Source organism: Bacteroidales bacterium (assembly GCA_021157585.1).
In the GTDB taxonomy this organism is placed as follows: Bacteria; Bacteroidota; Bacteroidia; order Bacteroidales; family UBA12170; genus UBA12170.
This window is the reverse complement of the sequence record JAGGWH010000001.1, coordinates 1-12105: the sequence shown is the minus strand read 5'-3', so window position 1 is coordinate 12105 and position 12105 is coordinate 1. Positions and strand designations below refer to the sequence as shown.

At 32.4% G+C, this 12105-nt stretch carries 11 protein-coding genes; 1 reads left to right on the top strand and 10 read right to left on the bottom strand.

Annotation, left to right across the window (positions count from 1 at the left end; all coding sequences use genetic code 11):
- Window positions 1-469: 469 nt before the first annotated feature.
- From J7K39_00055 to J7K39_00020, 8 genes are all read right to left on the bottom strand, one after another.
- Window positions 470-1198: an HmuY family protein gene (locus tag J7K39_00055; protein ID MCD6178273.1), complete on the bottom strand. Its 729-nt coding sequence runs from the start codon at window positions 1196-1198 to the stop codon at window positions 470-472.
- Between the two features lie 14 nt (window positions 1199-1212).
- On the bottom strand, window positions 1213-3435 hold the full coding sequence (locus J7K39_00050) for a TonB-dependent receptor (GenBank protein ID MCD6178272.1): 2223 nt from the start codon (window positions 3433-3435) through the stop codon (window positions 1213-1215).
- Window positions 3436-4019: 584 nt separating this feature from the next.
- Complete coding sequence (locus J7K39_00045) at window positions 4020-4412, bottom strand: DUF3127 domain-containing protein (GenBank protein ID MCD6178271.1); 393 nt, start codon at window positions 4410-4412, stop codon at window positions 4020-4022.
- A gap of 29 nt (window positions 4413-4441) precedes the next feature.
- Window positions 4442-5128: a leucyl/phenylalanyl-tRNA--protein transferase gene (locus J7K39_00040; GenBank protein ID MCD6178270.1), complete on the bottom strand. Its 687-nt coding sequence runs from the start codon at window positions 5126-5128 to the stop codon at window positions 4442-4444.
- The gene (locus J7K39_00035; GenBank protein MCD6178269.1) at window positions 5128-6993 is read right to left on the bottom strand and encodes a sulfatase-like hydrolase/transferase; all 1866 of its coding nucleotides are present in this window, start codon (window positions 6991-6993) and stop codon (window positions 5128-5130) included. Before J7K39_00035 ends, J7K39_00040 begins: the two co-directional genes overlap by 1 nt.
- 54 nt (window positions 6994-7047) lie before the next feature.
- Window positions 7048-8589, bottom strand: coding sequence for a ribonuclease Y (gene rny / locus J7K39_00030; protein MCD6178268.1), 1542 nt, complete (start codon window positions 8587-8589; stop codon window positions 7048-7050).
- Between the two features lie 234 nt (window positions 8590-8823).
- Window positions 8824-9114, bottom strand: a complete 291-nt coding sequence (locus tag J7K39_00025; protein MCD6178267.1) for a cell division protein ZapA — start codon at window positions 9112-9114, stop codon at window positions 8824-8826.
- Between the two features lie 6 nt (window positions 9115-9120).
- Window positions 9121-9408, bottom strand: coding sequence for a hypothetical protein (locus J7K39_00020; GenBank protein ID MCD6178266.1), 288 nt, complete (start codon window positions 9406-9408; stop codon window positions 9121-9123).
- A 606-nt stretch (window positions 9409-10014) separates the two neighbouring features.
- On the opposite strand from J7K39_00020, the gene J7K39_00015 reads away from it, so the two are divergent.
- Complete coding sequence (locus tag J7K39_00015; GenBank protein ID MCD6178265.1) at window positions 10015-10206, top strand: cold shock domain-containing protein; 192 nt, start codon at window positions 10015-10017, stop codon at window positions 10204-10206.
- Between the two features lie 75 nt (window positions 10207-10281).
- Here the strand turns inward: J7K39_00015 and J7K39_00010 are convergent, their stop codons facing one another.
- On the bottom strand, window positions 10282-11895 hold the full coding sequence (locus tag J7K39_00010; protein ID MCD6178264.1) for a M56 family metallopeptidase: 1614 nt from the start codon (window positions 11893-11895) through the stop codon (window positions 10282-10284).
- 18 nt (window positions 11896-11913) lie between these two features.
- Window positions 11914-12105, bottom strand: a 192-nt coding sequence (locus tag J7K39_00005) for a BlaI/MecI/CopY family transcriptional regulator (GenBank protein ID MCD6178263.1), incomplete at its 5' end; no start/stop codon positions are given.

The following is a 12105-nucleotide window of genomic DNA, read 5'->3' as shown; positions in this document are numbered from 1 at the left end:
CTTATTTTAAAGGCGTTCAAGATTTCCGCTACGCTTCAATTCAAAGATACAAATCGAACCGCTCCGTCAGTTGACGGAGTGCTCGTGAATACAAAAATATTCAAATTATTATATGAACAACGCAATTCACAACTAAAGATGATGAAACACACGCAGCACTCTTACTGTGTTCAATATTTTTTCACGGATTGCTTATTTTAAAGGCGTTCAAGATTTCCGCTACGCTTCAATTCAAAGATACAAATCGAACCGCTCCGTCAGTTGCCGGAGCGCTCGTGAATACCAAAATATTCAAATTATTATATGAACAACGCAATTCACAACTGATGCTATAAGTGCTTAAAATCAATTCATACTGTGTTCAATATTTTTTCACGGATTGTTTATTTAACGTTTTATGAGGTTGCTTTATAAATTGAAAATAAATCCCAACTTTATATGTTATAGTTGAGATTTATATTTATGGCTTTTACTGAAGTAATTGAAACTGAAATTTGATATTTCCTTTTTCTGCTTCTTCATTATAAAAATCTAAGAAACGTAATTTGAAGATTTCATCTTCACTAATTTTTATTAAAAAATAGTTGTCTTCAATGACTTGGTAAGTATAGGTGCTAAACTCTATTGCTTTCCATTCATAGCCTATTGCGTCAATTTCAGTACTATAGCTTGCGTTTTTTGCTATGTCTAAAGTAATAGTTTCAAAGTTTTCATCCTCTATATGTGCAACTTCTATATTAGCTTGGGTATTTATTAAAGCACCAACTGTTGGATATTGCATATATAAAGTTTGTTCTCCTTCTTGGTAAGGAATTTCTGTCATATATTGGGTTAGGGCAATTTGCCATAATCCATCGGCTGTTGTCATTTCTGTTAAATTAGATTCAGGGTTTACAGGTATTACAAAGTCAATATATGAATCTTCAGAATTTACTACGGGGACTAAAGCCTCTTTGTTTAAATTAAATAAATACTGTACTGAATAGAAATATTGATTTTCCATAAGTGGATTTCCATCGTCATCTAGCATAGGCTGTCTTGTATTTGGATCGAGTTTTGGAATTAGTTTACCCAATTCGCTATTCATATTTGCGTTTACAGTATATGTAGTATAATCTTTGGGTTCAATGGTCTCTTCTTTTTCGCAGGATACAAGACCTATACTAACAATAAATAATAGTGTAAATAATTTTTTCATGATTTTAATAGTGTTTAATGTTTATATAGAATTAAATTTATTTTTATAAAATAGCTTCTTCCCCAACTCAATAACTGCTTATCTTGTGTAATTGAATAATCTCCACTTGTTAAACTTTCAATAATTGGTAAATCTGTATTATCGAATAAATTTTTAGCTCCAATGCTAATGTTTATTCTTTTCTCCCATACTGATTTTGTCAGGCTTATATTTAGATCGTTATAGGAGTCAACAAAATATAGTGAAAGATTTCCTTCCTCTAAATAATCAATGGCTTCTTTTCCTCTAAAAGAATATTCTATGCGTGTACTCAAATCATATTTAGGATTTGTATAGCTTAGAGATGCTAAAAAGTTATCGGTATAAAAGAACTTATTTGAAGAATTATCGTTTTCGAAATTAAGATTAGTAATTCCCGATCTAGTATAGTTTGTATTGAAGTTCCAATGGGTATTTATATTTAGTGTGATATCTGCTATCCAACCTAAAGTTTCTACATTTCCCTTATTCATATCCATCCAAGTTTCTGTATTCTCCGTTCTGTCGACAAGGGCAAAACCTATTTTATCGATAATATTATTGTAATATGCTTTTAATTCGGTTTTAAATAGAAATGCATCATTATGCCTGTAAGTGTACTCTATAGATCCGTTTAGTGAATGTGAATATTCGGGCTGAAGATCAGGATTCCCTTTAATATTATAACCGGCATGTGAAAAATCGAGATACATTTCTTTAAGAGTAGGTGATCTGAATCCCTTAGCAAAAGATACTCTTGCCTGTAGATTATTATTGAGGTTTAATTTTAAGTTAATAGAATAAAGTAGGGGAGATGTAAATTTTGTATTATACGCATATCGCAAACCCGTTTGCATAATTATTTTTGAATGAAGCTGATACTTATTTGTGATAAATATTGCATAATCGCCAATATTCTTAGTTCCACCAATAATACGTTTTGCGCTACCTTGTTCAGTATTCAAATCAATACCTGTTTGATAAGAAAGTTTGGCGTTTATAGTGTGATTAAAAGTTGCCCGAGTCATAAAATTTAGAAAAGTAGTGGTATCGTTAGATATTGGAATCTCACTCAAATCTGTCATATCTTTTCTAACCGTCTGCATCACTCTGTCGAAATAAGAAATAGAAGATTGGATATTGGTTTGCATAGTTTTTTTGTGCTCTATATCCAAAAAGCCATTTAGATTGTATCGTTTTGTATAAAAATTTATATCGAATGCATAAGGTGTTGGACTACCTTCGCCAAATACAGCTCCTTTATCTTTCATAAATTCGTTAAAATACTTGGTAGTTGTACTAAAAGTATATTTTTCCCTTTGGCGACTATATTTCATTTCGGCAATATATTGCTCGCTTCCTTTCCATTTTGAAGCTCTAGAATCTTCGTATGAAGTTCCTGAGAAATAATTCCTTGCTCCTGATAAAGTAAAAATATTATTGGCTTTTTTAATAGAAGTGTATAAGTTAGTATTAATGGTTCCGGGACTTTCAATATAGGTGTTGGCATTCACTTCTAATTTATTCCATTTATTATTCTTGGTAATGATATTTATGGTGCCAGCAAGAGCATTGCTTCCATAAATAACTGACATAGGACCTTCTATAACTTCTATATGATCGACATTCTCCATTGTTATTTGACTTAAATCAAGCTTGCCGTCAAGGCGTCCTATTATCGGAACTCCATCTATCATTATTTTTACATTTTCACCCCCAAGTCCAAGTATGTTAATATTGGTTCCAAATGTTCCGCTCTGATTTATTTTTATTGATGGTTGTGCTTTTAAAACATCTGCGAGGTTAATAGCTCCTCTTTGCTGTATTAGCTTGGAATCGAAAACTTTAATAGAATAAATGGAACTGTCGCGAAGCATCGGCCTATTTTGTCCGGTTACTACAACTTGGTTTAGAGCAAAAATGTCTGTTTCTAATTTTACTTTGTTTAATACTGAAAGATCTACCGTTTTTTTGTAGGATTTGTACCCTACAGATGATATTGAAAGTTCGACAATTCCTGATGAGGATACTTCAACCTTGCCATTCTCATTTGCAATTGTATACTCCTTTGTTTTAGTATTAATATTTTGGATGCAAATTGTAGAATAGGGTATTGGTTTCCCATTTTGTTTGTCTACAACAAAAAAGGTCTTGCTTTGCTGTCCTTGTGCAATAGTACTTATAAGTACTAAAGACAAAAGAATAAGTTTGTTTTTCAATCTGTGTTTATTTGAAAACAAAGCTAAATCTGAAATTTGATTATTTTTTGAAGTTTATTGCCGTTTTTAGAGATATTATATGCCTTTACGTTTTTTATAATTCTGACAGCTTATTTAATGTATTGATAATTAGGATTTATTATCACATTATGTGTTGTAAAATTTATTTCAATCTTTAGTTATTTTTTTAGCGAAAGAATTTTTTCATTGATTCCCGAGTAGTAAGGATAAGGCTTGGGTAAAAATAGCAATCATAAAATTAACTATGTGAATTCAAATAATAAAAGAAGTGCCGTAGAAACATAATATTTCAGCTCAGAAATTGTTTTATTTTCTACCTGATAAAGCAAAGCTAAATGTCTGTTTAAATGGCATTAAACCGCTATCTTTGAGAAGGTGTATGGACCTAAAAGAGATTGCTTATAGTAAAACTGAGAGAAAAATTTAGGCGATTACCCTGTTCCACTACATGAAAGAATATTTTTCTTGATCTAAAACTTGTTCTGTATAAGTATAATAGTTCTAATTACCAATTGCTGCATTTAGCGTAACTAAATGCAGCAAGTTAAAATATTCAGATTGTCTTAGAAGGGTAAATCATCAGACTCATCTAATTCAGCAGGAGGAATTTCGGTTGAAGCAGGAGGAACCTCAGTTGAAGCAGGAGGCGTAGTTTGGTTGTTGTTTTGCTTTTCAATACGCCAAGCATCCAAATTATTGAAATAAGACACTCTGCCATCTTTTTCCCAACGTTTTCCTTTAATATTAAACTGAATTGTAATATCATCTCCAACATTAAAAGAATCGAGCATATCGCACTTATCTTGAGTTAATTGAAATTTGATAGTTTCTACATATTCAAAACCGTTGGGAGTACTTTCCTTTTTTTCAAGTACTAATTCTCTTTTTTTAAATCGATCACTTATAACTACTGTATCGTATTTTTCAATTAACTTTCCACTAATTTCAAAACTCATTGCTTGTTTATTTATTGATTATTTTTGTTTTATATTTCTTTTGTCCATTTACCCACACAAGTTGGGTGTTCTAAAGCTTGATCTAACAATTCTAAGAAATTGTTTCTTTTTATTTTTTGCGCACCCATACGAACCAAATGATCTGTTTCTACTTGTGCGTCAATAAAATAAAAACCCATAGCTTTTAGTTCTCGACAAAGATACGAAAGTGCTACTTTAGATGCATCGCTTTTTTTAAAAAACATTGATTCGCCAAAAAAACACTTACCTAATGATAAGCCATAAAGCCCGCCAACTAATTCTTTATTGTAATATGTTTCAACTGAATGGGCGTAACCTAGCTTATGTAATTTTGTATATGCTTCTATCATTTCATCAACTAACCATATTCCGTTATCTTCATCTCGTGTAATATTTGCACATCCATTTATTACGGCTTCAAAGTTTGTATCAAATTTACAGATATATTTTTTGCTGTTAATAGTGCGTTTTAAGCTTTTTGATATTTTAATTTTCGATGGATATAAAATTAGTCGTGGATTAGGCGACCACCACAATAAACGAGATCCCTCTGAATACCAAGGAAAGATTCCTTGCGAATAAGCTGAAAGAATTCGTTCTGAACTTAAATCACCATCGACGGCTAAAAGTCCGTCGTTATTGGCTAGTTCCGGGTCTGGAAAGCTAATATCTTCGGTGAGTTGATAAATGGTCATTAACGATCCATATAATCTTGGAATAATACCTGTAGGAATGCTTTTCCCTCTTTGTTTATAGAATCAAATTGCGCTTTTGGAACAGTATTTACGTAATAATAATTGAATCGTTTTTCGTATGATATCTGACCCGTTGGTCTAAGCCAAGCAAATCCTTCTTCATAAGCAGTATATGCAAACTGACTGGTACTATCATCTAATAAATTTTTACTCCAATAAAATGCTGATGCATCAAGATTTATTTGTGGTAAAAGGGTTGCAACCAAATCGGGCTGATAGCCCAAATGTGTATTAATTTTGCCTCTAAATTCAGGTTTTAAAACCGGACCATAAAACATGAGAGGAATTTTATGATATTCGGATTGTTGCATATTGTATTTGCGATAGCTGCTGTGTGAATGATCGGCAACAATAATAAAAAGAGTATTTTTAAACCACTTGGTTTTTCTAGCTCTCTCGAAGAATTTCTTCAGGCTTTGATCGGTATAATATGCGGCATTAATATAATCGCGCTCGCTGCCACCCCAAGGTAATACTTCAACTTTAGGTTTTGGTTGATCGTAAGGCGAATGAGAACTTAAGGTGAATAAAGCAGAAAGAAATGGCTCTTTCATTTGATCTAAGTCATCGGCCATTTCCATCAAAGTATATTCATCGTGAATACCTAATTTACCTTGAGGAAGCTTAGGGTTAAAATCATATACTTCTTTTACTCTATCAAAAGCATTGTATAAAATATAACTTTTTATATTTCCATAAATTAGTTGTCCTCCAAAATAAAATGACGTTTTATAACCTTCATTATTTAAAATATGTACCCAACTAGCTAAACCGTGATATTTGTCTGGCTGAACAGTTATTGATGAAATTGGATGAGCAGGAAAGCCACTAAATATTGATGCCATTGCTTGTTCGGAACGTGGGCCGCTTCCGTAAACATTATCAAAAAGTAAACTTTCTTTTTCTAAAGAATGAAAGAACGGAGTAATTCCGGGTTCTCCACCAAGGGTTTCAATTAGGTCTGCCGACCAGCTTTCTAAAATTAGCAATACAATATTTGGTCTTTTTTGATTGAGAATTTCAGGAATACTGTCCGATTTTCGTGCAAATAAATTTTCTACTATCGGCTTCGCCTCTTCAAAGGGCATTTCGATAAACGGATTTGTATTAATATTTTTTACGTTTTCGTTTATACTAATAAATAAATTAAATGCCGAATTAGTGGCTGCATTATTTAAAATAAGATGCTTAGAAAAATACGATTGGCTTTGGTTAATAGGGATTCCTTGTATTCCACCTCTGGCTAAAATCAGCATTAAACCTGGTACAAGTAAAATAAATAGTATGGAGTTAATGAGCTTAATTCTTATGCGAAGTATGGCTGTGAAAAAATAGCGGTTATAAAGGTAAATACCGGCAGCTGTTAGTATTATTAAAAGTAAAACTAGTAAAATAGTTTGTCCTGTTTCGGCCGAGTTTATGATTTCATCTGGATGGTCTAAGTAGCTGAGTGCCTTATATGTTAATTTGCCTTTCCATTCGGCATAGAGCCCTAATTCTATTGTGTTTATTAAAATGAAGGCGAAGAGCATTATAGCCGTATAAGCCTTGTTTACTATATTTAGCCAGGGTGGACTAAACAGGCTTTGAATAAATAGTATGAAAAATGGTATAATTAAAAAATATGAAGCAGTTGCTACGTCAAGTTTTAAGGCGTAATAGAATGTTGATAGAATTTCACTAAAAGGAACGTTTTCTGATAGTATTGATTGCAGATAGCTTAGTATGAAGATTAAACGCATAAATGCGAAAACTACCAACCAATAAACATACTGTTTTAGTAATGATTTGATTATTCGTAACATAGCTTTAAAATAAAATCTGCTGCTTTTTCAAATTTGAAAAAGCAGCAGATTGATTTATTTCGCGTAGTTAATTGCTCTTGTTTCGCGAATAACTGTGATTTTAATTTGTCCCGGATAAGTCATCTCTTCTTGGATTTTTTTAGAGAGATCATAACTCAATTCCATTGCTTGATTATCATTTACTTTTTCGGCTCCAACTATTACACGTAGTTCACGACCAGCTTGAATAGCGTATGTTTTTACCACACCTTCGTATTCTAAAGCTATGCTTTCTAACTTTTTCAAACGTTGAATGTAAGCATCTACAATTTCGCGACGAGCACCGGGACGAGCACCGGAAATAGCATCACAAACCTGAACAATAGGCGATAGGAGAGATGTCATTTCAATTTCGTCGTGGTGAGCACCAATGGCATTACAAATTTCTGCACTTTCGCGGAATTTCTCAGCCATTTTCATTCCTAATAATGCGTGAGGTAAATCGGGTTCATTTTCCGGTACTTTTCCAATATCGTGAAGAAGACCGGCACGCTTAGCTTTTTTGGTGTCTAAACCCAGTTCAGCCGCCATAGTAGCACTTAGTTTAGCAACTTCAATGGAGTGCATTAATAGGTTCTGACCGTAAGAAGAACGGTATTTCATTCTTCCAACCATTTTAACTAATTCGTTATGCATATTGTGGATACCTAAATCGATAAGCGTACGCTTACCCGTCTCCATAATTTCTTGTTCAATTTGCTTGCGAGTTTTATTTACTACTTCCTCAATACGAGCAGGGTGGATACGACCGTCGGTTACCAGTTTATGTAAAGATAATCGTGCTACTTCTCTGCGAACGGGATCGAATCCGGAAAGAATAATAGCATCGGGTGAATCATCAATGATAATTTCTATTCCTGTCATTGCTTCAATAGTGCGGATATTACGACCTTCGCGTCCAATAATTCTACCTTTTACCTCATCGCTATCTAAAGGAAAAACAGAAACGGTATTTTCTATAGTGTATTCAGCAGCAGTACGTTGTATGGTTTCTATTACGATTTTCTTTGCCTGTTGATTTGCTGTGAATTTTGCTTCTTCTTTAATATCATTGATATATACCATTGCATCTGATTTAGCCTCGTCTTTAATGGCTTCAATCATTCGCTCTTTAGCCTCATCAGCAGATAATCCGGAAATTGCTTCTAATTGTTCCAGTTGTTGAGCATGCATTTTTTCAACAGAAGCTTCTTTTTTGCTTAAAATGTCTAACTGTTTTGTGAGGTTTTCTCTAATAGAAGAAATTTCTCGATTTTTACGATTTACGTCTTCAAGTTTTTGGTTAAGTGCTGTTTCTTTTTGCTTAATACGATTTTCTGCTCTATTTAAGTTGTTATTTTTTTCTTGCACATACTTTTCGTGCTCTGATTTTAGTTGTAGAAACTTTTCTTTAGCCTGTAATATTTTTTCTTTTTTTAATATTTCAGCTTTTTCCTGAGCTTCTTTTAAAATGTTATTGCTTTTGCGCTCCATAGCTCTTTTCACAAAATAACTTGCGATAAAGAAGCCAATTCCCAGAGAAACCAAAGCAATAGCTACCATTGTTAAAATTTCCATTGTTTTAGTTTTTTTAGTAGTCGGGATATAAAATAACCGCATAATTCGGAGTTTAGTAAACCCCAATACGACACGTATAGGGGTGCCGGAATTGTCAAACGTCCACTGTTCAAATAAATGAAACCCGAAGGTTGAGGCCTGTTTTTAAATCCACTAAGCTTTACCCTAATTTGTAAAATGTTGAGTTTACAAACAAGTTGAATTATGCGGTAAATTTTTATTCAAAGAACGTGTTTAAATCTTTACTTTTTCATTTAAATACTCATCTATATCTTTCAGCTTTTTTGTCATCTCTGTGTCGCGATAAGTAATTTGTTTTTCTAATGAAGTTGAGTTGTTTGCAAGCTGTAAAGCCACCATTGCTATTAAATCCTGCGAATCGTTAAAATGATAATTTTTCGCATATTCCTTTGTTAAAGATTCAATTTTTTTAGCAGATGCTCTAAGAGTTTCCTCCTCTTCCTTTTTTATTTTTAAACGATAAGGACGATTGGCAATATTAATTGTTATTGATAACTCATCCATATATCTTTATTTATTTAAAAGATTTAAACATTCATCTATTTCCCGCACTAGTTCGTTTATTTTGATTTTGGCACTTTGCCTATCAGTATCCGAACCAAAGGTTTTCGATACTTTTAAAATAGCAAGCTTGTCATCTAAAGATTTTAGTTCGCTTTTTTGCATTTGAACCAAAGTATTTAACTCCAAATTTTGCTGTTTTAATTTTGCGTTTTCTTCAAAAAGGGCCTTGTTGTTCTCGACTAGCACCTTGATTTTGTATTCAATCCCAGAAATCAAAATACTTGCGTCTTCCATAAGCTCTATTTAAATTCTACCTTGCAAAGATAGCGGAAGGCTTTGTGCTTTGCAAATATTTTGCTGACTTAATTTTGTGTGATATTTTGATTGATAATTAAAGCTTTAATATCAATGTGCTTTTTTGTAATAATCACATAATTAAATTGTTATAAATTAGACTTTCGGTAGATTAACCAAATATCAAGGTTAAAAAGTGAAGCATAGGTAAAGGCTATATAAAAATTGGTGCGCTCAATGTATTCTTGAAATTTGATGTCGAAAATTTTCATTAGTTAACGATTGGGAATGCGAATTATATTCTCTATACAATATAAAGGTAAATAATTACTACAGTCGCTCAAAAGACTATGCGAAATTATTGTAATTGTTGTGTTTTATTATGGATTGGGTATGAAAAGAGTATAAATATAATGGAGTTGTAATTACAAATATGCTTACAATGTATTTTAGTTATACTTTTGCTTTTTGTAGTATGCAGATTTTCAATGAAAAGCTGTTTAAATGCAATATATTTTATATTTCATCATTTTTTTTAACAAAAAAGCGTTCGATTGTTATTTATAAGTTTATCTTTGCGCTTTATTAATATTATAATTTTTAACAATGAATAAAGGAACAGTAAAGTTCTTCAACGATACCAAAGGTTTTGGTTTCATTAAAGAAGAAGGAACAAACAAAGAACATTTTGTACATATCTCTGGCTTAATTGACGAGATTCGCGAAGGCGACGAAGTAGAATTCGAGTTACAAGAAGGAAAAAAAGGTCTAAATGCAGTAAACGTTAAAGTTATCTAATTTTAGCCTATACTTAATACAGAAAGCCTGATAATCATTTGATTATCAGGCTTTTTTTGTCTTAACGGTATGCTTTTAGTTTAGGTTAAATTTTATTGGGATTGTATAGACAACCCGAACATTTTCTCCCCTTTGTTTCCCCGGAATCCAGCTTGGCATATTGCGTATAACTCGTAATGCTTCTTCATCGCAGCCGCCCCCAATACCTCGTTTTACTTTAACATTACTAATTTTACCATCTTTCTCAATAATAAATTCAATAAATACTTTTCCTTGTATATTTTCTGTTTTGGCTTGTTTAGGATATTTAATATTATTTGAAATGTATTTGTACATTGCCTGTTTTCCTCCTGTAAATTCGGGCATTTTTTCTACAACTTGGAATAGTTGATTATCGCTATCATCAGTAATTTCTTTGTCATTTTTTGCTCCACTTAAAGTAAACTTAATAGGCATGCGGTACTGAACTCTAACTTTTTCTCCCCTTTGCTCTCCCGGAATCCAGTTTGGCATATTGCGTATAACTCGTAATGCTTCTTTATCGCAACCTCCACCAATGCCTCTCATAGTTTCTACCTTACTTATTCTGCCGTCTTTTTCAACAATAAAACTGATATATACTCGACCTTCAATTCCGTCTTTTTTTGCCTGATCAGGATATTGAATATTTCCGGCTATATATTTATACATAGCTTGCTCCCCACCAACAAATTCGGGCATCTTTTCTACTACCATAAATATTTGTTCTGTATTAGTAGTTGCTTTTTCTGTTGCTTTTTCTGCGTTTTCTTCAGGGCTTGAACAAGCAAAAAAAGTTAATACTAAGGAAGTGACTATTGCTATAAGCCTCAGGCTAAAACCTAATTTGTGTTTAGTTTTTTTCATCATTTTTAATCTCCTTTCTAATAGTGAGTAACTGAAATTATGGGTTAAACTGTTTGATTTAATTATACTTGAATGCTCTAGAAGTAATAATTGATAAGCATATGAGTCTTGATAATTGGTAATTACTTTTTGATCTGTAATGTATTCGTGGTTCTCCTTAATGGTTTTCTTTAGTAAATAAGCAAAAGGGTTAAACCATTGGATTATAGCTAATAGTTCGGCTAAAATAAGATCGTAAGTATGACCTTCTGTTGCATGTATTTTTTCGTGTGCGACGATAGCAGAGAAATCAGTTGGTTTTTCAAAAAGTTCAGGATCTACAAAAATCCACTTTAAAAAAGAATAGGTAGGAGAACCCTTTTTTGCAAATACAAAGTTAAGTCCACTCGAATTCATAGTCTTAGATCTTCTTATTAAAGATTGAATCTGCACTAAGCGAAAGATAAAGAGTAAGGATTGAACGATGACTCCTAAAATGTAGATTGTTAGAAGTGTAGATCCTATGGTGAAGGTGCTGAAAAAGTAATCGGGTTGACTGTTCGCATTAATTACCACTTCGTCCAAAGTAAAATGTGCTAGCTGAGAATAGATTACTATTTCGCCGAGAGTGAATGGTGTTTTTGATAAAACAGAAACGGCATTATAGGGAAGAAGAGGTAAAAAAATCACTAGAAAAACAGAGGATAAGAGGAAAATTCTGCTAAAGCGGAAATAGGCCTCTTTTCTAAAAAGGAACTCATAACTCAAATATAGAATACTTAAGCTCAGTGCCGATTTGATTAAATATATAAATAAGAAATCCATGTTCTTTGTCTGTTTTAATTACTTTTTCTTTTCTTCTATCTGTTCATCTATAAGCTGTTTAATGGCTTCCAACTCTTGTAAACTCAAATCCTGTTCTTTTGTAAAAAAGGATGTTAAAGCCATATAATTATTACTAAAATAATTATGTAGGAAATTTTTAAAATAATTTCTACGATATTCCTTTTTGGAAATCAAAGGAAAATATTCGTG

Bases quoted from the DNA above. Each gene is read 5' to 3' on its own strand.
- J7K39_00055 (MCD6178273.1), bottom strand. From the start codon at position 1,198: ATGAAAAAATTATTTACACTATTATTTATTGTTAGTATAGGTCTTGTA.
- J7K39_00045 (MCD6178271.1), bottom strand. From the start codon at position 4,412: ATGAGTTTTGAAATTAGTGGAAAGTTAATTGAAAAATACGATACAGTA.
- J7K39_00040 (MCD6178270.1), bottom strand. From the start codon at position 5,128: ATGACCATTTATCAACTCACCGAAGATATTAGCTTTCCAGACCCGGAA.
- J7K39_00035 (MCD6178269.1), bottom strand. From the start codon at position 6,993: ATGTTACGAATAATCAAATCATTACTAAAACAGTATGTTTATTGGTTG.
- rny (MCD6178268.1), bottom strand. From the start codon at position 8,589: ATGGAAATTTTAACAATGGTAGCTATTGCTTTGGTTTCTCTGGGAATT.
- J7K39_00025 (MCD6178267.1), bottom strand. From the start codon at position 9,114: ATGGATGAGTTATCAATAACAATTAATATTGCCAATCGTCCTTATCGT.
- J7K39_00020 (MCD6178266.1), bottom strand. From the start codon at position 9,408: ATGGAAGACGCAAGTATTTTGATTTCTGGGATTGAATACAAAATCAAG.
- J7K39_00015 (MCD6178265.1), top strand. From the start codon at position 10,015: ATGAATAAAGGAACAGTAAAGTTCTTCAACGATACCAAAGGTTTTGGT.
- J7K39_00010 (MCD6178264.1), bottom strand. From the start codon at position 11,895: ATGGATTTCTTATTTATATATTTAATCAAATCGGCACTGAGCTTAAGT.